Origin of the sequence: Luteimonas sp. 100069, assembly GCF_003813845.1 — a bacterium.
Classification (GTDB): domain Bacteria; phylum Pseudomonadota; class Gammaproteobacteria; order Xanthomonadales; family Xanthomonadaceae; genus Luteimonas; species Luteimonas chenhongjianii.
This window is the reverse complement of sequence record NZ_RPFN01000001.1, coordinates 1,240,718-1,264,416: the sequence shown is the minus strand read 5'-3', so window position 1 is coordinate 1,264,416 and position 23,699 is coordinate 1,240,718. Positions and strand designations below refer to the sequence as shown.

General features: G+C 69.2%; 16 protein-coding genes. 11 read left to right on the top strand and 5 right to left on the bottom strand.

The window, feature by feature from the left end:
* The first annotated feature begins 321 nt into the window (after positions 1-321).
* Genes EGK76_RS05615 through EGK76_RS05605 form a run of 3 tightly spaced genes read left to right on the top strand, consistent with a single transcriptional unit; the run spans position 322 to position 3,214 of the window.
* Positions 322-618, top strand: coding sequence for a hypothetical protein (locus tag EGK76_RS05615; RefSeq protein WP_123831916.1), 297 nt, complete (start codon positions 322-324; stop codon positions 616-618).
* Positions 615-2,027, top strand: coding sequence for a DUF1800 domain-containing protein (locus tag EGK76_RS05610; protein ID WP_123831915.1), 1,413 nt, complete (start codon positions 615-617; stop codon positions 2,025-2,027). The genes EGK76_RS05615 and EGK76_RS05610 overlap by 4 nt, the downstream gene beginning before the upstream one ends.
* Before the next feature lie 2 nt (positions 2,028-2,029).
* A complete protein-coding gene (locus EGK76_RS05605; RefSeq protein WP_123831914.1) occupies positions 2,030-3,214 on the top strand; it encodes a DUF1501 domain-containing protein in 1,185 nt (394 codons plus the stop codon).
* A 6-nt stretch (positions 3,215-3,220) separates the two neighbouring features.
* On the opposite strand, the gene EGK76_RS05600 is transcribed toward EGK76_RS05605, so the two are convergent.
* The 5 genes from EGK76_RS05600 to zwf all read right to left on the bottom strand — a co-directional run bounded on the left by EGK76_RS05600 (position 3,221) and on the right by zwf (position 9,135).
* Positions 3,221-3,877 (bottom strand): bifunctional 4-hydroxy-2-oxoglutarate aldolase/2-dehydro-3-deoxy-phosphogluconate aldolase, encoded by a 657-nt coding sequence (locus EGK76_RS05600; RefSeq protein ID WP_096298430.1) that lies wholly within the window; start codon positions 3,875-3,877, stop codon positions 3,221-3,223.
* A gap of 22 nt (positions 3,878-3,899) precedes the next feature.
* Positions 3,900-5,816, bottom strand: a complete 1,917-nt coding sequence (gene edd / locus EGK76_RS05595) for a phosphogluconate dehydratase (protein WP_096298432.1) — start codon at positions 5,814-5,816, stop codon at positions 3,900-3,902.
* Positions 5,817-5,948: 132 nt separating this feature from the next.
* Positions 5,949-6,641, bottom strand: coding sequence for a 6-phosphogluconolactonase (gene pgl, locus EGK76_RS05590; protein WP_157745403.1), 693 nt, complete (start codon positions 6,639-6,641; stop codon positions 5,949-5,951).
* A gap of 56 nt (positions 6,642-6,697) precedes the next feature.
* Complete coding sequence (gene glk, locus EGK76_RS05585; protein ID WP_096298435.1) at positions 6,698-7,717, bottom strand: glucokinase; 1,020 nt, start codon at positions 7,715-7,717, stop codon at positions 6,698-6,700.
* A complete protein-coding gene (zwf, locus tag EGK76_RS05580; RefSeq protein ID WP_096298437.1) occupies positions 7,714-9,135 on the bottom strand; it encodes a glucose-6-phosphate dehydrogenase in 1,422 nt (473 codons plus the stop codon). Before zwf ends, glk begins: the two co-directional genes overlap by 4 nt.
* A gap of 293 nt (positions 9,136-9,428) precedes the next feature.
* Between zwf and ugpC the strand changes: the two genes are divergently transcribed.
* The 8 genes from ugpC to gyrA all read left to right on the top strand — a co-directional run bounded on the left by ugpC (position 9,429) and on the right by gyrA (position 23,651).
* Positions 9,429-10,523 carry a sn-glycerol-3-phosphate ABC transporter ATP-binding protein UgpC gene (gene ugpC, locus EGK76_RS05575; RefSeq protein WP_096298439.1) on the top strand — a complete coding sequence of 365 codons (1,095 nt, stop codon included), beginning with the start codon at positions 9,429-9,431 and terminating at the stop codon, positions 10,521-10,523.
* Between the two features lie 352 nt (positions 10,524-10,875).
* Positions 10,876-14,388, top strand: a complete 3,513-nt coding sequence (smc, locus tag EGK76_RS05570; protein WP_123831913.1) for a chromosome segregation protein SMC — start codon at positions 10,876-10,878, stop codon at positions 14,386-14,388.
* A gap of 16 nt (positions 14,389-14,404) precedes the next feature.
* On the top strand, positions 14,405-15,157 hold the full coding sequence (zipA, locus tag EGK76_RS05565) for a cell division protein ZipA (RefSeq protein WP_096298443.1): 753 nt from the start codon (positions 14,405-14,407) through the stop codon (positions 15,155-15,157).
* An 11-nt stretch (positions 15,158-15,168) separates the two neighbouring features.
* Positions 15,169-15,669 carry a FosX/FosE/FosI family fosfomycin resistance hydrolase gene (gene fosX / locus EGK76_RS05560; protein ID WP_123831912.1) on the top strand — a complete coding sequence of 167 codons (501 nt, stop codon included), beginning with the start codon at positions 15,169-15,171 and terminating at the stop codon, positions 15,667-15,669.
* A 141-nt stretch (positions 15,670-15,810) separates the two neighbouring features.
* Entirely contained in the window at positions 15,811-18,315 is a 2,505-nt protein-coding gene (gene ligA / locus EGK76_RS05555; protein WP_123831911.1) for an NAD-dependent DNA ligase LigA, read from the top strand.
* A complete protein-coding gene (gene epmA, locus EGK76_RS05550; protein WP_096298449.1) occupies positions 18,312-19,289 on the top strand; it encodes an EF-P lysine aminoacylase EpmA in 978 nt (325 codons plus the stop codon). Before ligA ends, epmA begins: the two co-directional genes overlap by 4 nt.
* Positions 19,290-19,417: 128 nt before the next feature.
* On the top strand, positions 19,418-20,479 hold the full coding sequence (gene mtnA, locus EGK76_RS05545; RefSeq protein ID WP_123831910.1) for an S-methyl-5-thioribose-1-phosphate isomerase: 1,062 nt from the start codon (positions 19,418-19,420) through the stop codon (positions 20,477-20,479).
* A gap of 466 nt (positions 20,480-20,945) precedes the next feature.
* Positions 20,946-23,651, top strand: coding sequence for a DNA gyrase subunit A (gyrA, locus tag EGK76_RS05540; protein WP_123832074.1), 2,706 nt, complete (start codon positions 20,946-20,948; stop codon positions 23,649-23,651).
* The last annotated feature ends 48 nt before the right edge of the window (positions 23,652-23,699 follow it).

Here is a 23,699-nt window from a genome sequence, read left to right as displayed (position 1 = left end):
CGGGAAGTCCGCGCTGATCCGCGGCGGTTTCGCGATCGGCGAGGCCCAGAGCCCCGAAGTCTCACTGCTGCCGGCTGCGTGGTCCCGATCCTGCGCCTGGGCATTCCGGCGCAGGGATTGGTCGACGCCGGACCGGGCCTGACCGATCCCGGCGCACGCGAAGGCGACCATGCGACAAGGCCCTGATCCTGCACGACGGCCAGGAGCTGTCCAATACCGGGGGCGCCGACGCCATGCAACTGGGCATCCACGCCCTGGCTTGCGGAGCCGGGCACGGCCCAATCTGCGCGCCGGGACCGGCCGCATCGATGGAGACACGACATGCCGACTGATTCGCTGATGCGCTGGCTCGAACCCTGCGGTGCCGATGTGCGTCGCTGGCCGCGCGAGGTCCTGGACCAGTTGCAGGTCTGGCCTCCGAATCGCGCGGCGATCGCCGCGGCCCTGCAGTGCACACGCGATGCCGATCCCGACGCACGCGCGCACATCGCATCGAGCGTGGTGGCGCAAGCGCAAGCGCCGGACCAGCGACATGCGCTGGCAGGCGGTCAGTCACGACAGGGGACGTTCCATGTCCCGCCACCAGCCGCAGCGGCGCCAACACAGTTGCAGCCATGAATACACCCCGCAACGTCGATCCGCACGTCGCGATCGCGATCAACCGGTTCGGTCTCGGCGCCGCTGCCGGTGCCGCGCTGCCGGCCGATCCCCGGCGCTGGCTGCTGCGGCAGCTGGACACCTACGAAGCACTGCCGCCCGCCTGGGCGGCGACGCCCGGGACCCTGCAGTCGCTGCGCGCGCAGGCGCAGCTACAGGCGCTCGGCGGGGAGGGCAACGAGGCTGCCGCGCGGACGGCCGAGCACAAGCGCGTCCGCGACCGGATACGCGAGGGCCATGGCGTCGATGTCCGCGCGCGGTTCGCCTCCGCGCTGGACACGTCCACGCCGTTCATCGAGCGGCTGGTGCATTTCTGGGCCAACCATTTCGCCGTCTCGGTCGAAAAGCCCGCGGTCGAGGCGCTGGCTGGCGCCTTCGAGCGTGACGCGATCCGTCCCCACGTGCTCGGCCGCTTCGAGGATCTGCTGGTGGCTGCGGAACGGCATCCGGCGATGCTGCTGTACCTCGACCAGCCGCAGTCGGCCGGACCGGACAGCCTGGCCGCGCGGCGGGCGGCGCGCCGCGATGGGCGGGCGCGCGGACTCAACGAGAACCTCGCGCGCGAGATCCTGGAACTGCACACGCTGGGCGTGCGCGGCGGCTACGACCAGGACGATGTCACCGAGCTCGCCCGTGCGCTGACCGGATGGAGCGTCGTCACCGCTGGGGCGGCCGGGCAGGCGGGCGCCGCACCGACGTGGCCGGATGCGCCCGGGTTCGTGTTCCGCGCCGTGCTGCACGAGCCCGGCTCCCGCCGCGTGCTGGGCCGTGATTACCCGCAGGCGGACGAGGGCCAGGCGCTGGCGATCCTGCACGACCTGGCCACGTCCGAGGCGACGGCGCGATACCTGGCTGGCAAGCTCGCGCGCCATTTCGTCTCCGACACACCGCCCCGGGCACTGGTCGATCGTCTTGCGGGGGCGTTCCTCCGGAGTGGCGGCCAGCTCACCGATGTCTACCGCGCCCTGGTGGAATCGCCGGAGGCCTGGGCGCCGGCGCCGGCCAAGTTCAAGACGCCGTGGGACTGGCTGCTGTCGGCAATGCGTGGCACGGGCCTGGCCGAGCGTTCGGCCCTGCAGCCCGACCGCCTGCTGGTGCAGCTGGGACAGCCGGTGTGGCGGCCGGGTTCGCCCGCCGGCTTCGAAGATACCGCCGCGGCCTGGGCGGCGCCCGACGCACTGATGCGCCGGGTCGAAATGGCGCAGCGGCTGGCGAGGCACGCCGCCGCTGACGTCGATGCACGCGCGCTCGGGCCGGTCCTGCTGCCCGGCGTGCTGTCGCAGGCAACGGCGGATGAAGTGGCGCGCGCGGAAAGTCCGACATCGGCGCTGGCGCTGCTGCTGATGTCACCGGAATTCATGAGGAGGTGAGCATGACGTCGACCCCGACCCGAGGTTGCACACGACGCGGATTCCTGCGCGCGGCGGGCATGACGGGTGGCCTGGCGCTGCTCGCGCCGCGGCTGCTGCTGGCGAACGCCGCGACCGAGCGTCGCTTCGTGTTCGTGATCCAGCGTGGCGCAGCCGACGGTCTCGACACCCTGGTGCCGTACGCCGACCCGGCGTACGCCGCGCTGCGTGGTGGGCTGGCAATCGATGCCTCGGCCGCGCACCGGCTCGACGGCAGCTTCGCGCTGCATCCTGCGTTGAACGAGGCGGCCAACCTGTTCGCTGCGAAGCAGGCGCTGTTCGTGCACGCGGTGGCGTCGCCCTATCGAGAACGATCGCATTTCGATGGCCAGAACGTGCTGGAAACCGGCGGCGCGGCACCGCACCGGCTCAAGGACGGCTGGCTCAACCGGCTGGCGGCGCTGCTGCCCTCCGACGGCCGGGAGCCGCTTGCGCTGGCCTCCACCGTGCCGACCGCCCTGCGCGGCGACGCGAAGGTCGCGTCCTACGCGCCGTCGGCCTTGCCCGATGCCAGCGACGACCTGCTGTTGCGGGTTGGCCAGCTGTACGCGTCGGACCCGCTGCTGGGCAGCCTGTGGGAATCGGCCCTGCGCACGCGGGGCATCGCCGGCGAGGCGGTTGGCGGTCCCGGCACTGCACGCCGGGACGCGGAGGCGATCGGCACGCTCGCGGCGGGGTTCCTGGCGCGCCCGGACGGTCCGCGCATCGCGATGATCGAAACCCAGGGTTGGGACACGCACAGCCGGCAGCAGGCGCGCCTGGCGACCCACCTGGGCGCACTCGACCGGCTGCTCGGGGCGCTGCGCGATGGCCTCGGCCCGGCCTGGGCACAGACGGTGGTCCTGGTCGCCACCGAGTTCGGGCGCACCGCCGCGATCAACGGCACCGGCGGCACCGACCACGGCACCGGCTCGGCGGCGATGCTGGTCGGTGGCGCGGTCAGGGGCGGGCGGGTACTGGCCGACTGGCCGGGTCTCGCCCCGGGTGATCTCTACGAGGGACGCGACCTGCGGCCGACGATGGATCTCGATGCGCTGATCGCGTCCGCCGTCGGCGAATGTTTCTCGCTGGAACCCGGCATGGTGGCGCGCACCCTGTTTCCGCGCTCGGGCAGGAGAGCGACCCTGCCATCTCTGCTGCGCAGCTGACGCGGATCAGCGCTGCGCGCGCGCCTCGCGGACGATCGCGGCGGCACGCGCCGCGGTCTCGCGGACGCGGGCGTAGTCGCCGGCTTCGATCCATGCCTTGTCCAGCATCCACGAGCCGCCGATGCACAGCACGTTCGGCTGCGACAGGAACTCCGCCGCGTTGGCTTCGGAAATCCCGCCGGTGGGGCAGAAGCGCATGTCGTGCAACGGCCCGGCCAGGCCCTTGAGCATCGCCAGCCCGCCTACGGCGCTCGCCGGAAACAGCTTGCAGTTGCGGAACCCGCGTTCGCGCAGGGACATGAACTCGGTCGGCGTCGCGGCACCGGGCACGACCGGGATGTCGGCCGCGGCCAGCGCATCGGCCAGGCCGGGCGGCGTACCGGGCGTGACCAGGAAGTCCGCGCCCGCATCGATCGAGGCGCGGATGTTGTTGGCGTCGAGCACGGTGCCGGCGCCGATGACGATGCCGGGACGCTCGCGCTTGAGCATGGCGAGTGCATCGATCGCGATCGGCGTGCGCAGGGTCAGCTCCAGCGTGCTCAGGCCGCCTTCGAGCAGGGCATCGGCGAGGGCGCGTGCCTCGTCGAGAGTGTTGACGGTGATCACCGGCAGCACGCCGGCATGACGCAGGAGATCGGCAGCGCGCTGCTGGCGTTCGGGCATCGAAGAAACGTCGGGCATCAGGTCAATTGTCCTTTTCGTCATGCGGCGCATCGGCGGCCGCGGCATCGGCGCCGAGATCGTATTCGGCATCGTAGTCCCACAGGCTGCCTTTGCTGGTCGCGGGACCGCAGCTGATCGACAGCGCGCCCTGGTCGGCGGGCGACACATTCGCACGATTGAAGCCGAACAGGTTGCGGCCGTAGTCGGTCGCGGCTGGCGCCGTGTCGGATGCAGGTTCGCGCGCGCGCCATTCGTCGGCGTCCACCAGTGCTTCGAGCGTGCCCGCTTCGCCGTCGAGGCGGATCATGTCGCCTTCGCGCAGGTAGGCGAGCGGGCCGCCGCGTGCGGCCTCGGGCGTCATGTGGATCGCGGCGGGTATCTTGCCGGACGCGCCGGACAGGCGGCCGTCGGTGACCAGGGCCACGCGCCGTCCCTGGTTCTGCAGCATGCCCAGCAGCGGTGCCAGCGAATGCAGCTCCGGCATGCCGTTTGCCCTCGGGCCCTGATAGCGCACGACGGCGACGAAATCGTGCGGCAGTGCGCCCGCGGCGTGCAGGCGGTTGAGCGCCTGCGGCGTGTCGACGACGACGGCGGGCGCTTCGATGGTGCGGAATTCCGGCTTCACCGCCGAGAGCTTGATCAGCGAGCGCCCGAGGTTGCCGCGCAGCAGGCGCAGGCCGCCCTGGGCTTCGAACGGCGCCGAGACCGGTCGCAGCACGCCCTCGTCGGCGCTGACCCGTGGCCCCGGCTCGTAGCGCACGCGCGCACCGTCGAGCTTGGGCTCCTCGGCGTAGCGGGCCATGCCGCCTTCGACGATGGTCGGGATGTCGCCGTGCATCAGGCCGGCTTCGAGCAGTTCGCGGAAGACGTAGGCATTGCCGCCGGCGGCGTGATAACGATTCACGTCGGCCTCGCCGTTCGGGTACACGCGGGCCAGCAGTGGCACGACCTGCGACAGGCGGTCCATGTCGTCCCAGGTCAGCACGATTCCGGCGGCGCGAGCGACGGCGATCCAGTGGATGGTGTGGTTGGTGGAACCACCCGTCGCCATCAGCATCGCGACCGCGTTGACGATCGCGCGCTCGTCGATCAGTTCGCCGATGGGACGATAGTCACCGCCCAGCGCGGTGATCGCCAGTGCACGTTCCACCGCCTCGCGGGTGAAGGCTTCGCGCAGCGGCGTGCCCGGATTGATGAAGGCCGCGCTCGGCAGCTGCACGCCCATCGCCTCGAGCATGGTCTGGTTGGAATTGGCAGTGCCGTAGAAGGTGCAGGTGCCGGCCGAGTGATAGGACTGCGCTTCGACTTCCAGCAGTTCCTCGCGCGTCGCCTCACCGGCGGCGTAGCGCTCGCGCACTTCGGCCTTGGTCTTGTTCGGAATGCCCGGCGTCATCGGTCCGCCCGGGATGAAGATCGCCGGCAGATGGCCGTAGGCGAGCGCGCCGATCAGCAGGCCGGGGACGATCTTGTCGCAGATGCCCAGATAGACGCTGGAATCGAACATGTCATGCGACAGCGCGATCGCGGTGGCCTGGGCGATGACGTCGCGGGAGAACAGCGACAGCTCCATGCCGGCGCGTCCCTGGGTGACGCCGTCGCACATCGCCGGTACCCCGCCTGCAACCTGGGCGGTATGCCCCAGATCGCGGGCGATCTCGCGGATGAACTCCGGGTACACCTCGTAGGGCTGGTGCGCGGAGAGCATGTCGTTGTAGGCGGTGACGATGCCGAGGTTGGCGGTCGGCGCGCCGCGCAGGCGCTGCTTGTCGACCGGACCGGACGCGGCGAAGCCATGGGCGAGGTTCGCGCAGCTCAGGCGTCCGCGGAGCGGCCCTTCGTCGCGCATGCGCGCGATGCCTTCGAGGTAGGCACGCCGCGACGGCGCACTGCGCTCGCGGATGCGTTCGGTCACGGAATGAAGAACGGGATGCAGGCTCATGGGCGTCGGCAATGGAATCCAGTGGCCCCGACAGGCGCGGGACGGGCAGGGAGGCGGGACGACCGTCCCGATGCGCGCCGGGTGCGCGCGATGCTGTGCCGGCTCGGCAAGTTCGACGGCATCATTCGCCGGTCACGGGCACCAGTGGACGTGCAGTGTGGCGCCGGGCGTGGTGAACGCGATGCGAGCCGGAAACTCGGTGGCATCGTCGCTCTGCAGCAGCCGGTCCAGCAGTGCGCGCTTCTTTTCGCCGCGGATCAGCAGGATGCGCGTGTGCGCGGGCGCCAGGCCCGCCGGCGTCAGGCTGATGCGCCGCTGCCAGATACCGGCGCCGGGGCTGCCGCCGGCATCGACGCCGACATAGGGCGACGGCGATGCAAGCGCGCCTTCCAGATCGATCATGCCGGGGAACAGCGATGCGGTATGGCCGTCGTCACCCATGCCCAGGACCACCACGCCGGCCGGCTGGCGCGCGTGCAGGTTGGCTGTGGCGATGGCCTCGTCGAAGGGACGGCCGGCACGGGTGATCGTCTCGAGCCGCGCCTTCTGCGCCTTGTTCTGGATCAGCGTCTCGCGCAGCAGGCGGGCATTGCTGTCGGGGTCGTCGGGCAGCAGCCAGCGCTCGTCGACCAGGGCCACGTCGACGCGATCCCAGGCCAGCGGCGATTTCGACAGCGCTTCGTAGACCGGGCCGGGCGTCTTGCCGCCCGACAGCAGCAGGCGCGCGCGCGGCCTGTGTTCCAGATCGCGGGCGATGGCGGACGAGATGGCGATCGCGGCGCCCCAGGTCCACTGGGTCGCCGATTCGTAGGCATGCAATTGCATGCGCCCATCGTCGCCGATTCCGCCGGCAATGCCAAAGGCCGGGGCGCCTTGCGCCGTCATGCCGCGGCCCTGCGCGCGGCGATCGCTGCGGCGCCAAGCAGGCCGGCATGCGGATGCAGCATCGCGATGGTCGGCACGCGCCCCATGTTCGGCGAGAACCGGCCCTTGTGTTCGAAGCGCTGGCGGAAGCCGGAATGGCGGATCGAGTCGAGCATTTTCGGTACCAGGCCGCCGGTGAGGAAGACGCCATCCCAGGCGCCAAGGGTCAGCACCAGATCGCCGGCGATCGCGCCGAAGACTGCGCAGAACACGTCCACGGCGCGCCCGCACAGGGCGTCGCCGGCGGCTGCGCGCGCGGTGATGTCGGCCGGTTGCATCGGACCGGGATCGACGCCGGCGATCTCGCTGAGCGCGCGATGGATGTTGACCAGGCCCGGGCCGCAGATCAGCCGTTCGTTCGACACCCGGCCGAACTGCGCCGACAGGCGCTCGAGGATCATGGTTTCCTCCGGTGTGCCTGGCGGAAAACTGACGTGGCCGCCTTCAGTCTCGAGCGGATGATGGCGGCCATCGCGGATCATCAGGCCACCGACGCCCAGGCCCGTGCCCGGCCCGATCACGGCGTAGGTACACGGGCCGTCGGGATCCTTGGGCACCGACCATTGCACGCCGCCGACGAGCGCGTAGTCGCCGGGCTGCAGCAACGGGATGGCCATCGCCTGGGCGGCGAAATCGTTGGTCAGGACGACATCGTCGATGCCGAGCCGCTGACGGGTACGCGTGCGCGAGATGACCCAGGGATGGTTGGTGATGCGTGCATCGTCGCCGTCCACGCGCCCGGCCACGGCGAACACGGCGCGCGGCAACGAGGCGTGCGTGCCTTCGCCGGGCCTGCCGTCGTGGCCGATCTGCGCCAGGTAGTGCAGGGCCGCGTCGGCCAGCGAAGGAAAGTCCGCCACCGGGAAACCGCGCACGGTATCGAGCTGCAGCGGCGTCGGGCTGGTGGTGTCGGCCAGCGCGAATCGTGCGTTGGTGCCGCCGATGTCGGCGAGCAGGGCAAGGTTGGCGGCGGTCACGGCTTGCGGCCTGCTGTCGTGGTGAGCGTACGCGGCAGGAACGGCTGCGCTTCGGCCGGTCCCCAGCTGCCGGCCGGATAGTCGTGCACCGGCGTGCCGGCCTCGCGCCACGCAGCGCTGACGCTGTCGATCCAGCGCCAGGCCGCCTCGACCTCGTCGTCGCGGACGAACAGGGTCTGGTCGCCCTTGAGCGCATCGATCATCAGGCGTTCGTAGGCGATGCGGCGCTTGGGGGGCAGCATCGCCAGGTCCAGCGACATCGGCTGCAGCTCGTTCGCGCTCCACTCCGACGCGGCCAGGCTGCCCATCAGACCCAGCTCGATCGTCTCTTCGGGCTGCAGCCGCACGCGCAGCTGGTTGGCGCGGGCGCGCCTGCGCTCGTCGGCACCGAACAGCCAGTGGGTCACCGGCTTGAACGTGATCACCACTTCGGTCGTGCGCGAGGGCATGCGCTTGCCCGTCACCAGGCGGAACGGCACGCCGGCCCAGCGCCAGTTGTCGATCCATGCGCGCAGCCCGACGAAGGTCTCGACATCCTCGTGGCCGCGATGATCGAAACCCTTGGCTGCCTGGCCATCGACGACCCCGGTGACGTAGCGGCCACGCACGCTGTCGACGTCGGCAGTGGCCGCCGTCATCGGACGGAGCGCGCGCAACACCTTGCGCTTCTCCTCGCGGATGCTGTTGGTGTCCATTGCTGCGGGCGGCTCCATCGCGATCAGCGCCAGCAGTTGCAGCATGTGGTTCTGGACCATGTCGCGCAGCGCGCCGTAGTCGGCGTAGTAGCCTTCGCGGCCATCCACGCCCGCGGTTTCGGCGACGATGATGTCCACCGACTCGATCCAGCGGCGCTCCCAGGTCGCTTCGAGCAAGGTGTTGCCCAGGCGCAACGCGAGCAGGTTCTGCACCGGCGCCTTGCCCAGGTAATGGTCGATGCGGAAGATGCGTGATTCGTCGAGCGCTGCCTTCAGGGTCGCGTCGATTTCCTGCGCGCTGGCAAGGTCGTGGCCGATGGGCTTCTCGAGCACCAGGCGCGACGGCGCCTCCAGCAGACCGGCCGCCTTGAGGCCGCGGCATGCGGAGGCGAACAGGTTGGGCGGAGTGGACAGATAGCTGACCGACGGACGGTCGGCGAATTTCGACAGCGCGACGGCCATCGAGTCGGCGTCGGCGAGATCGACCGATACGTACTGGACGCGCCGCAACAGCTCGTCGAGCGCGGCGGGATCATAGTCCTCGCACAGACGCTCGCGCAGCCACGCGCGGAAACTTTCGTCATCGTGTTCGCTGCGCGCGATCGCGATCACGCGGAACTGCGCCGGCAACAGTCGATCGCGCAGCAGGTGCACGAGTGACGGGAACAGGTAGCGTTGAGCCAGGTCGCCGGTGGCGCCGAACAACAGCAGGGAATCGTGCATGGGCGCCGCAACTGCCTTGGTTCAGGTGGGAGATCACGAAGTGTGTCGTCGGAAGCGCTCGAACCGCAACGGTGGCGATGCTCGACTGCAGGATCGCGGCGGTGTGTCCGGCGCCGAACTGCCTGCGTGTCGAGCACGCCGCCGCAGCATCGTGCGTCACGGTTGCGGGGGCGACGCGCCACCACGGTCATGTCTGGAACCGCTTACATGCGAGAATAGCGCAACAGCGCGATGGCGCTCCACGCTTGCATCGTGCGCGGGCGGGGTGGACACGGCAGCAGACGGGAGCTTGCATGGCACAGGTGCGGTTCGACGCGGTACGGAAGGTCTATCCCAATGGCTTCGTCGGCGTGGCCGGCGCGAGTTTCGAGGTGGTCGATGGCGAACTGCTGGTGCTGGTGGGGCCCTCGGGCTGCGGCAAGTCGACATTGCTGCGCATGGTCGCGGGGCTGGAGGCGATCAGCGACGGCACGCTGACGATCGGCGATCGCGTGGTCAACGACGTGGCGCCCAAGGACCGCGACATCGCGATGGTGTTCCAGAGTTACGCGCTGTATCCGCACATGAGCGTGGCCGAGAACCTCGCGTTCGGCCTGAAGCTGCGCGGACAGTCCAAGTCCGAGATCGCCGCGCGGGTGACCGAAGCGGCGCAGATGCTCGAACTCGACCAGGTGCTCGACCGCAAGCCGGGTCAGCTCTCCGGCGGACAACGCCAGCGCGTCGCCCTGGGCCGCGCCCTGGTCCGGCAGCCGCAGGTGTTCCTGCTCGACGAACCGTTGTCCAATCTAGACGCCAAGCTGCGCAGCGGCATGCGGGTCGAGATCGCCCGGCTGCACCGCAAGCTCGGCACGACGATGATCTATGTCACCCACGACCAGATCGAGGCGATGACACTGGGCCAGCGCATCGTCGTGCTCAAGGATGGGCGGATCCAGCAGATCGACACGCCGATGGCGCTGTACGAGCGCCCCGCCAATCTGTTCGTCGCCACCTTCCTCGGCAGTCCGGCAATGAACGTGCTGCGCGGGCGCCTCGAGCGTGACGGTCGGAGTTGGACGCTGGAGGCTGGCGATGAGGTGTCGCTGGCGCTGGGCGAGGCGGAGTTTCCGCCAGACTGGGCCGGGCGCGAAGTCGATCTCGGTATCCGCCCCGAGCACCTGTTGCCGGCCGCTGCCGGCGCCGCCTCGCTTGCGCCGGTGGTGGAGGTGGTGGAGCCGGTCGGCAGCGAGGTCTTCGCCAACCTGCGGCTGGGCAGGCATGCGCTGATCGCGCGGCTGCCCCCCGACCGTGTGCCCGTGCCGGGGGAGACGCTGCCGCTGTCGATCCCGAGCGGGCGCGTGCACGCCTTCGATGTCGGGACGGGTGAGCGGCTGGTGCCGCGCGCCTGAGCCTGGGTCCGGGGGATATGGTTCCTCGGCCGGCGCCCCCGTGTTGCGCGCCTGACGGCCTTCTTGCGCAGTCGGCTGTTCCGCCGTCAGCGTCGCCTGGTCTCTGCCCTGGCCGTGGCCAGGGCTGCCCGCAGGGGCGCTGTATCCGGATCCGGCCACACGACACCCCGGCGCGAGCGGTGGCCTGCGGCCCGCGGCAGCCCCGCGCGTCGGTATACTGGCTGCTTGTGCGCGCGAAGGCCGGTCTGGGCTTTTGGAATCAACTGGTTACAGCGGGGATTTCGCGTAGCGCCTGACACGCTTCCGTCATCCATCGCGCCTTCGCAGGCGCCAAGAGGCCACCAAAGCCCGCATGCGCCTGTCCACGATCAAGCTCGCCGGTTTCAAATCCTTCGTCGATCCGACCACGCTGCACCTGCCGACCAACATGACCGGCGTGGTGGGGCCCAATGGCTGCGGCAAGTCGAACATCATCGATGCCGTGCGCTGGGTCATGGGCGAATCCTCGGCGAGCCGCCTGCGTGGCGACTCGCTGACCGACGTGATCTTCGCCGGCTCCACCGCGCGCAAGCCGGTGTCGCAGGCGATGGTCGAACTCGTCTTCGACAACTCCGATCACACGATTGCCGGCGAGTTCGCGGCGTTCAACGAGATTTCGGTCAAGCGCACGGTCAGCCGCGACGGGCAGAGCGGCTACTACCTCAACGGCACCAAGTGCCGGCGGCGGGACATTACCGACCTGTTCCTCGGCACCGGCCTCGGGCCGCGCAGCTACTCGATCATCGAGCAGGGCATGATCTCGCAGGTCATCGATGCCAAGCCCGAAGAGCTGCGTGTGTATCTGGAGGAGGCGGCCGGCATCTCCAAGTACAAGGAGCGCCGCAAGGAAACCGAGACCCGGATCCGGCATACCCGCGAGAACCTCGACCGCCTCAGCGACCTGCGCGAGGAAGTCGGAAAGCAGCTGCAGCATCTCGCGCGGCAGGCCAAGCAGGCCGAGCAGTACACCGCGATCCAGGCCGAGCGCCGGATCCGCGATGCCGAGTGGAAGGCCCTGGAATGGCGCACGCTCGATTCGCGTCTGCGCGCACTGCGCGAGGGTCTGGCGCAGGAAGAAACCAGGCTCGAGCAGATTATCGCCGAGCAGCGCGAAGCGGAGCGCGAACTGGAAACCGGACGCGAGCGGCGGCACGAGGCCAGCGAGGGACTCAACCGCGCCCAGGCCGAGAGCTACGAAGTCAGCGGCATGCTCGCGCGGGTCGAGCAGCAGATCCAGCACCAGCGCGAACTGTCGGCGCGGCTGCTCAAGGCCCGCGACGAGGCCCAGGCGCAGCTCGCCGAGATCGGCGCGCATATCGACCAGGACCAGCTGCGGCTCGACACCCTGCACGAGAGCATTGCCGACGCCGAGCCGCGCCTGGCGCAGCTGCAGGACGACGATGCGGTGCGCCAGGACATGCTGCGGGACGCTGAAACCGCGCTCGCCGACTGGCAGACGCGCTGGGAGACCCACAACCGCGAGCAGGGCGAGTCCGCCCGCGCGGGCGATGTCGAACGGACCCGCGTCGATTACCTGGACAGGCAGGCGCTGGAAGCCGAGCGCCGGCGCGAGCAGCTGCAGGCCGAGCGCGCAGGCATTGATCTGGACGCGCTCAGCGAAACCTTCGCCGATCTGCAGATCCGCCACGACGAGCAGAAGGCCGCGCTCGACACGCTCGGCGACGATCTGGAAACCCGCAAGGCGGCCGCGGTCGAGCTGGAGGACGCCCAGCGGCGCGCGCAGGAGGAGATCTCCGGCGTGCGCAAGCAGGCGCAGGAGGCCCGTGGCCGGCTATCGTCGCTGGAGACCCTGCAGAACGCAGCGCTCGGCCAGGAGCAGGGCGCCGCGGTGGAATGGCTGCGCCAGCGCGGGCTCGATTCCGCCGCGCGCGTGGGCGAGCGGTTGCGGGTCGAGTCTGGCTGGGAGTTCGCGGTCGAGAGTGCGCTCGGGCAGTTGATCGAAGGCGTGCTGGTCGATGGCGACGGAGTGCCGGCCGAACTGGTCGATGCGCTCGGCGAACTCGGCGAGAGCCGGTTGGCGCTGGTGTCGTCGGACATGGGCGACGATGTCTTCGCGCCGACGTCGCTGGCCGCGAAGGTGCAGGGCCCGCTGGCGATCCGTCGCCTGCTGGCGCGCCTGCACGTATCGGAAACGCTGGCAGAAGCACGCGCCTTGCAGGCCCGCCTGGGCGATGGCGATTCCGTGATCACCCGCGGCGGGGAGCGACTCGGCGCGGGCTGGGTGCGGGTGTCCCGCTCGGGCGCCGCCAAGCAGGGTGCACTGCTGCGCGAGCGGGAGATCCAGTCGCTGCGCGAACAGATCGCCACGCTGCAGGACCAGGAGCAGGCGCTGGAGGCGCGGATCGCGCAGGGCCGCGAGCAGCTGCTCGGCGTCGAACAGCAACGCGAGGAAGCGCAACGTGCGCTGTACGTCGCGCATCGCGGCGTGTCCGAGCTTGCCGGCCAGGTGCAGAGCCAGCAGGGCCGGGTGGAAGCGGCGCGCAACCGGATCGAGCGTATCGATGCCGATCTCGCCCAGCTGCACGAAACGCTCGACACCGCCGCCCAGCAGGCGCGGGATGCGCGCGGCCGGCTCGAGGACGCGGTCGAACGGATGGCCGAGTTCGAGGCCGCGCGCAGCGCGCTGGAGCTCGAGCGTCGCAGCCTGGTCGAAGCACGTGACCAGGCCCGCGCGGCGGCGCGGGAATCGCGCGATGCTGCGCACGCCCTCGCGCTGACGCTGGAATCGCAACGCGCCCAGATCACCTCGCTGACCCAGGCCCTGGCGCGCATGGGTGGACAGCGCGGTCAGATCGACAGCCGCCTGGGCGAACTGTCCGAACAGCTCGCGCATGGCGACTCGCCGGTCGAGACGCTGGAGCAGCAGCGCCAGGTCGCACTGGAGGCGCGCGTGCGCACTGAACGCGCGCTCGGCGAGGCACGTTCGCTGCTCGAAGGCATCGACAACGAACTGCGCGCCTTCGAGCAGGTCCGCCAGCAGCGCGATGCGCAGGCGCTGACCCAGCGCGAGGCGATCGGCCAGCGCCGGCTTGACCAGCAGGCGCTGGTGATCGCCGCCGACCAGCTGGCAGCGCAGGTCGTCGAATCCGGCTTCGTCGTCGAGGAGGTGTTGAACGGGCTCGATGACTCGGCCAATGCCAGGGACTGGGAGAAGATCGTCACCGACTTCGACGCACGGCTGCGTCGTCTCGAACCGGTGAACCTTGCGGCGATCGCCGAGCACGCCGAAGCCGCGCAGCGCAAGGAGTACCTCGACGCGCAGGACGCAGACCTCAACTCGGCGCTCGAAACGCTGGAGGAAGCCATCCGCAAGATCGACCGCGAGACCCGCGGCCGCTTCAAGGACACTTTCGACAAGGTGAATGCCGGCGTGCAGGCGCTGTATCCGCGGCTGTTCGGCGGCGGCCATGCGTATCTGGAGCTCACCGGCGAGGACCTGCTCGACACGGGCGTGGCGATCATGGCGCGTCCGCCGGGCAAGCGGGTCTCGAACATCTCGCTGCTGTCGGGCGGCGAGAAGGCGATGACCGCGGTCGCGCTGGTGTTCTCGATCTTCCAGCTCAATCCCGCGCCTTTCTGCCTGCTCGACGAGGTGGATGCGCCGCTCGACGAGGCCAACGTCGGCCGCTTCACCGCGATGGTCAAGGAGATGAGCGAGCAGGTGCAGTTCCTGTTCGTCAGCCACAACAAGGCGACGATGGAGGCCGCATCGCAGCTCAGCGGCGTTACCATGCGCGAGCCCGGCGTCAGCCGCCTGGTGTCTGTTGACCTTGCCGAAGCCGCGCGACTCGCCGGCGCCGCCTGACTGGAGAATTTTGCCAATGACCGATGACTGGATGATGCGGATCGGGATCCTGGTCGCGGGCCTGCTGCTGATGGGTGCGATCTGGTACTTCGGGACACGTCCGCGTAGCGGCCAGGGGCGGCGCATCGCCCCGGCCGACGAGCGCGAGCAGCGCCTGGAACCCACACTCGGCGCCCAGCTCGAACAGGATCTCGGCAGCGCCGGGGTGCCGCGCGCCGCGGGCGATACCGAGGCAGTGCAGGCGGAGATGGACCTGCTCGACGAAACCGTCGGCAGCGTTTCGCCCAACAGCGAGCTGGGCAAGCGCAATACCGACGACTTCGACAAGATCATCACCCTCTACATCGCGGCGCGCGCCGGCAGCGTGCTGCGCGGTCCGGACATCGTGGTCGCCGCCGAGAAGACCGGGCTGACCTACGGCCACATGAACGTGTTCCACCGCCTGGTCGACGGCCATCCCGAGCGCGGCCCGATCTTCAGCGTTGCCAACATCCGCAGTCCCGGCAGCTTCGACATGGCGGAGATCCAGTCGCTGGAGACGCCGGCGATCGCGTTCTTCCTGACCCTGCCGGCGCCAACCCGTGCACTCGATGCCTGGGATGCGATGCTGCCGACCGCCGAGCGCATGGCAGAACTGCTCGATGGTGTGCTGCTCGACGAGCAGCGCAATGCCCTGGGTCGCCAGCGTATCGGCGGCCTGCGGGAAGAACTGCGCACCTGGGATCGCGAGCACGAAGCCCCGCCGGTGACCCGCAGCCCGCGCTGGTAGGAGCGGGCAGGGTGGCGATCTCGGGCATCAGCCACCTGACCTTCGTCGTCCGCGACCTCGACCGGACGACCCGGCTGTTCGTCGAAGGGCTCGGCGCGCAGGAGGTCTATGCCAGTGGTGCCGACAGCCGTTCGCTGTCGCCCGAGAAGTTCTTCCTGCTCGGTGGCATCTGGATCGCGACGATGCAGGGTGAGCCGCTGCCCGCGCGTTCCTACCGCCATGTCGCCTTCGCTGTCGCGGCGGCCGAGCTGCCGGGCTATCGCGTCCGGCTCGAAGCGCTGGGTGTCGAGTTCGGGCCGTCGAGGCCGCGTATCGAAGGCGAGGGCGAGTCCCTGTACTTTCACGACTTCGACAACCACCTGTTCGAACTGCACGCAGGGACGCTCGAAGCCAGATTGCAGGTCTACCGCGCGGCCGTGACCGCGGCTCGGCTTGGAGCGGGCGAGGGGCCTCTGGGACGCAACGCGCGATCGGTCGAGGCGCGTATCCGGTCGACAGAGGACTTGCCGTGAGCGCAGCGACTCGGCGGAGCGCCATGCAGCCCTGATCCTGGCGCTTGCGCGTGTCCAAGGCCCGGTCATGGAGGCATCTCACACGCGCGTTTTCACTCCATGCCTGCCGCTTTGCGAACGCGGCAGGCCTACAATTCCCGCATGCCGACTCCATCCCCCGCCGACCGCGCCGCCGAGTTGCGCGCGCGCATCGAAGCCGCCAATCACCGGTATTACGTGCTCGACGACCCGTCGATCCCCGACGCCGAATACGACGCGCTGCTGCGCGAGCTCGAAGCCCTTGAGACGGCCCATCCCGAGCTGGCCAGTGACGATTCGCCTACGCGCACGGTCGGCGCCAGACCCGATGGCGGCTTCCCGGAAGTGCGGCATGCGATCCCGATGCTGTCGCTGGCCAACGCCTTCGAGACGCCCGGCGTAGGCGAGGACGCGGACGATCGCACGCGCTATGCCGAGGTCGCCGATTTCGAGCGCCGTATCGAACAGAAACTGGGCATCTCCGCACCGGTGTTCTCGGTCGAACCCAAACTCGATGGCCTGGCGATCAGCCTGCGCTACGAGAACGGAATCTTCGTGCAGGGTGCGACGCGCGGCGACGGCGCCACCGGCGAGAACGTCACCGCCAACCTGCGTCAGGTGCGCGCAGTGCCGTTGAAGCTGCGCACCGCCGACAGCCCGCCGCCCGCGGTGCTCGAGGTGCGCGGTGAGATCTACATGCCGCGCAAGGCCTTCGAGGCCTGGAATGCGAGGGCGCTCGAACACAACGAGAAGTTGCTGGCCAATCCGCGCAACGGCGCCGCCGGCTCGCTGCGCCAGCTCGATCCGGCGGTGACCCGCCGGCGTCCGCTCGCGTTCTTCGCCTACGCGGTTGGCGAGGTGCGCGGGCTGGAACTGCCCGAGACCCATTCGGCGACGCTGGCACTGCTGCGCCAGTTCGGCTTTCCGGTGGCGCCGGAGGTGGATACCGCCACCGGTTTCGACGGGTTGATCGCGTACTTCCGCCGTATCGGCAAGATGCGCGACAGCTTGCCCTACGACATCGATGGCGTGGTCTACAAGCTCGACGACTTCGATCAGCAGGCGACGATGGGTTTCGTCTCGCGGGCACCGCGCTGGGCGTTGGCGCACAAGTTCCCGGCGCAGGAACAGTCCACCGTGCTGCGCGCGATCGAGGTGCAGGTGGGCCGGACCGGCGCGATCACGCCCGTTGCGCGACTGGAGCCGGTCCAGGTCGCCGGGGTCACGGTCACCAATGCGACCCTGCACAACGAGGACCAGATCCGCCGTCTCGACGCCCGTGAAGGCGACACCGTGATCGTGCGCCGCGCAGGCGACGTGATTCCCGAGATCGTGCGCGTGATCGAGGAGCGGCGGCCGGCGGAAGCGGTGCAGTGGTCGATGCCGACGACATGCCCGGTCTGCGGCTCGTCGCTCGTGCGCGAGGAGGGCGCCGCAGCCTGGCGCTGTACGGGCGGGCTCACCTGTTCGGCGCAGCGCAAGGAAGCCGTGCGCCATTTCGCCTCGCGCCGCGCCATGGACATCGAAGGCCTCGGCGACAGGCAGGCCGAAGCCCTGGTGGAGTTCGGCTTCGTCCATTCCCCGGCCGATCTCTATGTGCTCACGGTCGAGGACCTGGTACGCATGAAGACTGCGCTCGATGCCGCGACGGCTGCCGACTTCGCGCAGGCGGTACGTGACAGCAGAGGCGCGCTGGTGCTCGATGCCGAGGGCGAGGCGGTGCTCGCGGAGGAGGCGCCGGTGTGGAAGGAGGCCGGCTTCCTGCGCCAGCACCTCGCACTCGGCACTGACGGCAAGCTCGCGACGCGGTGGGCCGAGAACCTCGTGGCCGGTATCGACGCCAGTCGCACCACGACGCTGCCGCGCTTCCTGTTCGCCCTGGGCATTCCGCACCTGGGCGAGACCACGGCCAAGTCGCTGGCGCACTGGCTGGGCTCGCTCGAGTTCGTGCGCTCGACCCCGGCCGCGCTGCTCCAGGCGCTGCCGGATATCGGTGGCGAAGTGGCACGTTCGATCGCGACGTTCTTCGAGCAGCCGGGCAACATCGCGGTCGTCGACGCACTGCTCGCGGCCGGCATCACGTTCACTGACGAGGCGGCGCCTGCCGCCGAGCTGCGCGAACGGCTTGGACTTGCGCACCTGCTGGCCTCACTGCCGGTCGACAAGCTCGGCGGCAAGAGTGCCGAGCGCCTCGCCGACACCTACGGCAGCCTTGACGCATTGCTCCGCGCGAACGCCAGCGGCTGGACGGGCGCCGGGCTTTCCAGCGCGGGCGCGGACAATCTTTCCGCGTATCTCGCCAATGCCGACGCGCTCGCCGCGCTGCGGGCAGAGGACGCCGCGATGAGGCGTCTGCTCGATGCCGCGCCGGTGCGGGCGTCGAAGGCGGCTGGCCCGTTGGCGGGCAAGACCGTCGTGTTGACCGGCACCCTGTCGGCGATGACCCGCGACGAGGCAGGTGAGCGTCTGGAAGCACTGGGCGCGAAGATCGCGGGCAGCGTCTCCAGGAAAACCTCGCTGGTGGTCGCCGGGGAGACCGCGGGGTCCAAGCTCACCAAAGCCCAGGAGCTCGGGATCGAGATCTGGGACGAGGCCGCGCTGCTCGCTTTCCTCCGGACGCAGGCATGAGCGATCCACGGCTGCCTTCGGCGAGCTTCGAGACCCTCCGGCTGCGCGCACGCCTCAATGAGGCCCTGCGTGCATTCTTCGCCGTGCGTGGCGTGATCGAGGTCGAGACCCCGATGCTGTCGCAGGCGGGCAATACCGATCCCAACGTCGCGAGCTTCCGCACGGAATTCGGCGGCCATGTCTCGGCCGGTCCGCGGACGCGCTGGCTGCGTACCTCGCCGGAGTTTCCGCTCAAGCGCCTGCTGGCGGCCGGCTTCGGCGACTGTTACGAGCTCGGCCGCGTATTTCGCGACGGCGAGGCCGGCGGCCGCCACAACCCCGAGTTCACCATGCTCGAGTGGTATCGCGTGGGTTGGGATCAGCGGGCACTTGCCGACGAGACCGTCGCGCTGGTGCAGACCGCGCTCGCGCTGGTGGAGCGGCGCGCGCATGTCGTGCAGACGAGCTTCCGCGCACTCTATCTCGACCAGCTCGGCCTTGACCCGATGACGGCGCCGGAGGCCGAACTGCAGGCGGCCCTGGGGGACATCCGGATTGATCCGCAGGGGCTTACCCGCGACGACTGGCTCGACCTGTTGATGACCCACCGCATCCAGCCGGCCAATCCAGCCGACCGCATTCTCGTGGTGCACGACTATCCGGCCTCGCAGTGCATGCTCGCACGCGTTACAGAACGCGACGGCGTGCAGGTGGCCGAACGCTTCGAGTTGTACCTGGGCGCCTTGGAGCTGGCCAACGGCTACCACGAGCTGGCCGATGGCTTCGAACAGCGCCTCCGCTTCGAGCGCGATCATGCGGTCCGCGCCTCGCGCGGCGCGCCGCTGCCGCCGCTCGACGAGGCCCTGCTCGGCGCACTCGATGCCGGCTTCCCCGACTGCGCCGGCGTGGCGCTGGGTGTCGACCGTCTGATGATGGCGATGCTCGGCACCGGAAGCATCGCGGACGTGATCGCCTTCGATTTCGCGCGGGCGTAGCGCGACGCGACTTCCGCACGCTTCATGCCGGCATCGTCCGTGGATCGTGCCCGAAGCGCGGAAAACGCCAGTGCAATCGAAGTCCGGGCCGCAACGGCAATCCGGCATCCCCGAATTACAATTGCCCCATGAACACATCCCTGCTCGATTTCGATCGCTACGACCATATCCGCCCGATCCTGTGGACCGGCGACACGCTGGAACTGCTGGACCAGCGCAAGCTTCCCTTCGTGGTCGAGCACGTCAGCTGCAGGACCAGCGACGACGTGGCCCAGGCAATCCATGCGCTGACCGTGCGTGGCGCGCCGGCCATCGGCATTGCTGCCGCGTGGGGCGCGGTGCTCGGCGCACGCGAGGTGGAAGCCGAGGACGGCGCTGCGGCGCAGGCGAAGCTTGAGCCCGCACTGCAACGACTCAATGCGGCGCGTCCGACGGCCGTCAATCTTGCCTGGGCACTGGCCCGCATGCGCCGCGTACTTGCGACCGCTGGCGCCGATTGGCGGGAAGTGCTCGAGCGTGAAGCGCGGGCGATCGCCGAGGAAGACCTCGCCGCCAACCGTCGCATGGGCGCGCTCGGCGCCGAGCTGATCGCACCCGGCAGCGGCGTGCTGACCCATTGCAATACCGGATCGCTTGCGACGGCGGGTTTCGGCACCGCGCTGGGGGTGATTCGCGCCGGCATGGCGCAGGGGCGCATCGGCAAGGTGTTCGCCGGCGAGACGCGGCCGTGGCTGCAGGGCGCGCGGCTGACGGTATGGGAGCTGCAGCAGGACGGCATCGACGCGACCCTGATCGCCGATTCCGCGGCGTCGCATCTGATGAAGAGCGGCCTGGTGCAGTGGATCATCGTCGGCGCCGACCGCATCTGCGCCAATGGCGATACCGCGAACAAGATCGGCACCTACCAGCTGGCGATCGCCGCGCGCCACCACGGCGTGAAGTTCATGGTGGTCGCGCCCTCGTCGACCGTCGACATGGATACCGCGACCGGTGACCTGATCGAGATCGAGCAACGCGATCCGGGCGAACTGTTCGGCATCGGCGGCAGCCGCACCGTGGCCGAGGGTATCCAGGCGTGGAACCCGGTTTTCGATGTGACTCCCGGGGAACTGATCGATGCCATCGTGACCGAGCAGGGCGTGGTGGAACGTCCGACCACCGCAGCGATGCGCGCATTGTTCGGCGGCTAGAGCGGCGCCCTTTGGCCGGCGCTGACTGCATCGTCTGTTTCGTCCCGTCGCGTGCGATTCGTGGGAGCGCGGCGGCACGGGGCGCTCGACGCGAGATCGGCGGCAACGTCAACGGCAGGAACCGCCGGCGATCCCGGATGCAGGTTGTGCACGCCGCTTCGTTCGCATGCGCGCCCTCCCGCTGCACCGGCAGCGGGAAAACCCCGCGCACCGGTACTGATCGCGGGCGTCGCCGAAAGATGTCGATGCGGGGCAGGTGCCGGCCGAGTGCCGCCGCCGCCCGTGCCGCGCACAAGCCAGCCGCCAAGTCCTTGTTTTTACGTTGGAAAAATTGGGGCTGCGGTGGGTTTTGTGCTATGATTTCCTGTCGTTTTCAACGCGTCGCCGGCGGCCGGTACGCGCAGCGCCGGTGAATGCCGCCGGCGTCTGAAAACCGGGCCGCGCAGCCAGGATGCAAGCACCCTCGATGGTCGAATCCGCGAAAGAAATCATTCCCGTCAATCTCGAAGACGAGATGCGGCGCAGTTACCTCGATTACGCGATGAGCGTGATCGTGGGACGCGCGCTTCCCGATGTCCGGGATGGACTCAAGCCGGTGCACCGGCGCGTGCTGTTCGCGATGCACGAGCTCGGCGCCCACAGCAACAAGGCCTATTTCAAGTCGGCGCGTATCGTCGGTGACGTCATCGGTAAGTACCACCCGCACGGCGACCAGTCGGTCTACGACACGCTGGTGCGCATGGCCCAGCCGTTCTCGTTGCGCTACATGCTGGTCGACGGGCAGGGCAACTTCGGTTCGGTCGACGGCGACTCGGCCGCTGCGATGCGTTACACCGAATCGCGCATGGCCCGCCTCAGCCACGAGCTGATGGCCGACATCGACAAGGAAACCGTCGATTTCCAGCTCAACTACGACGAGAAGGAAAGCGAGCCGACGGTCATGCCGACCCGGTTTCCGAACCTGCTGGTCAACGGTTCGGCCGGTATCGCGGTGGGCATGGCGACCAACATCCCGCCGCACAACCTGGGCGAGGTCATCGATGCGCTGATCGCATTGATCGACACCCCGGACATCGACATCGACGGTCTGATGGAATACATCCCGGGGCCGGATTTCCCGACCGCGGGGATCATCAACGGCGTCGGCGGCATCCACCTGGCGTATCGCACCGGCCGTGGCCGTGTGCGCATGCGTGCGCGCGCCGACGTGGAAGTGGCCGACAACGGCCGCGAGTCGATCATCGTCACCGAGATTCCCTACCAGGTGAACAAGGCGCGGCTGATCGAGAAGATCGCCGAGCTGGTGAAGGAAAAGAAGCTCGAGGGCATCAGCGAGCTGCGCGACGAGTCCGACAAGGACGGCATGCGCATCTACATCGAGATCAAGCGCGGCGATTCGGCCGAAGTGGTGCTCAACAACCTCTATTCGCAGACGCAGATGGAGTCGGTGTTCGGCATCAACATGGTGGCGCTGGTCGACGGCCGCCCGCAGTTGCTGAACCTCAAGCAGATCCTCGAAGCCTTCGTGCGCCACCGTCGCGAAGTGGTCACGCGCCGGACGATCTTCGAACTGCGCAAGGCGCGCAACCGTGCGCACATCCTCGAAGGCCTGACCGTCGCGCTCGCCAACATCGACGAGATGATCGAGCTGATCAAGACGTCCGAGAACCCGCAGGTCGCCAAGGAAAGGATGCTCGGCCGGCGCTGGGAAGCGGGCCTGGTCGGCGCGCTGCTCGCGGCGACCGGCTCGGAGGCCTCGCGTCCGGAAGATCTGCCCGACGGCGTGGGCCTGATCGATGGCGGCTACCAGCTGACCGAGGCCCAGGCCCAGCAGATTCTCGAAATGCGCCTGCACCGCCTGACCGGGCTGGAGCAGGACCGCCTGACCGACGAGTACAAGCTGCTGCTCGAAACCATTCGCGGCCTGATCGAGATCCTCGAAGATCCCGAAGTGCTGCTCGAGCTCATCCGCACCGAGCTGCGCAACGTCAAGGAAGAATTTGGCGATGCACGCCGCAGCGAGATCCGCGCCAGCGAGGAGGATCTCGACATCCTCGACCTGATTGCGCCGGAAGACGTCGTTGTCACGCTGTCGCACTCGGGCTATGCCAAGCGCCAGCCGGTCAGTGCCTACCGCGCGCAGAAGCGCGGCGGCCGGGGCCGCAACGCGGCGTCGACCAAGGACGAGGATTTCATCGAGCAGTTGTGGCTGGTCAACACCCACGACACCCTGCTGACCTTCACCAGTGCCGGCCGCGTGTTCTGGCTGCCGGTGCACCAGTTGCCCGATGCCGGCCCGAACGCACGCGGGCGGCCGATCATCAACTGGATCCCGCTGGAAGCCGGCGAGCGGGTACAGGCCGTGGTGCCGGTGCGCGAGTACGTGCAGGGCCAGTACGTGTTCTTCGCCACGCGTTTCGGCACGGTCAAGAAGACGCCACTGACCGAGTTCGCCTATCGCCTGGCGCGCGGCAAGATCGCGATCCGCCTGGACGAGGGCGACGCCCTGGTCGGCGTTGCGCTGACCGACGGCGAGCGTGACGTGCTGCTGTTCGCATCCAACGGCAAGACCGTGCGTTTCTCCGAGGACAGCGTGCGTTCGATGGGTCGCACTGCCGGTGGCGTGCGGGGCATCCGTTTGACGAAGGGCGAGCAGGTGGTGAGCCTGATCGTTGCCGAGCCGGCGGGCGGCATCGAGGACGACAGCGAGGACTCGATCGAAGAGGCCGTGGTCGACGCAGCGGAGACGCCGATTGCCGAGGTCGGCGCCGGCGACGACATCCCCTACATCCTCACCGCCACCGAGAACGGCTACGGCAAGCGCACGCCGCTGTCGGAGTACCCGCGCAAGGGCCGCGGCACGCAGGGCGTCATCGGTATCCAGACCACCGAGCGCAACGGTCCGCTGGTCGGCGCAGTGCTGCTGCGCAACCACGACGAGGTGCTGCTGATCTCCAACGGCGGCACCCTGGTGCGCACGCGTGCCTCGGAGATCGCGCGCGTCGGCCGCAACACCCAGGGCGTGACCCTGATGCGCGTGTCCAAGGACGAGCGCCTGCAGGGCATCGAGCGCGTCGATGGATCGATCGTCGAGACCGAGACCGAGGACGATGTGGAGATGCTGCCGCCGACTGATTCGCCCGCGACGGATGCGCCGACCGCCTCGCACTGAGGCATCGCGTCTGCATATGGAAAGGGCCGGCATTGCCGGCCCTTTTTT

Excerpts from the sequence above, each read along its gene's own strand:
- EGK76_RS05615 (WP_123831916.1), top strand. The coding sequence starts at position 322 with ATGCCGACTGATTCGCTGATGCGCTGGCTCGAACCCTGCGGTGCCGAT.
- EGK76_RS05610 (WP_123831915.1), top strand. The coding sequence starts at position 615 with ATGAATACACCCCGCAACGTCGATCCGCACGTCGCGATCGCGATCAAC.
- EGK76_RS05605 (WP_123831914.1), top strand. The coding sequence starts at position 2,030 with ATGACGTCGACCCCGACCCGAGGTTGCACACGACGCGGATTCCTGCGC.
- EGK76_RS05600 (WP_096298430.1), bottom strand. The coding sequence starts at position 3,877 with ATGCCCGAACGCCAGCAGCGCGCTGCCGATCTCCTGCGTCATGCCGGC.
- edd (WP_096298432.1), bottom strand. The coding sequence starts at position 5,816 with ATGAGCCTGCATCCCGTTCTTCATTCCGTGACCGAACGCATCCGCGAG.
- pgl (WP_157745403.1), bottom strand. The coding sequence starts at position 6,641 with ATGCAATTGCATGCCTACGAATCGGCGACCCAGTGGACCTGGGGCGCC.
- zwf (WP_096298437.1), bottom strand. The coding sequence starts at position 9,135 with ATGCACGATTCCCTGCTGTTGTTCGGCGCCACCGGCGACCTGGCTCAA.
- ugpC (WP_096298439.1), top strand. The coding sequence starts at position 9,429 with ATGGCACAGGTGCGGTTCGACGCGGTACGGAAGGTCTATCCCAATGGC.
- smc (WP_123831913.1), top strand. The coding sequence starts at position 10,876 with ATGCGCCTGTCCACGATCAAGCTCGCCGGTTTCAAATCCTTCGTCGAT.
- zipA (WP_096298443.1), top strand. The coding sequence starts at position 14,405 with ATGACCGATGACTGGATGATGCGGATCGGGATCCTGGTCGCGGGCCTG.
- ligA (WP_123831911.1), top strand. The coding sequence starts at position 15,811 with ATGCCGACTCCATCCCCCGCCGACCGCGCCGCCGAGTTGCGCGCGCGC.
- epmA (WP_096298449.1), top strand. The coding sequence starts at position 18,312 with ATGAGCGATCCACGGCTGCCTTCGGCGAGCTTCGAGACCCTCCGGCTG.
- mtnA (WP_123831910.1), top strand. The coding sequence starts at position 19,418 with ATGAACACATCCCTGCTCGATTTCGATCGCTACGACCATATCCGCCCG.
- gyrA (WP_123832074.1), top strand. The coding sequence starts at position 20,946 with ATGGTCGAATCCGCGAAAGAAATCATTCCCGTCAATCTCGAAGACGAG.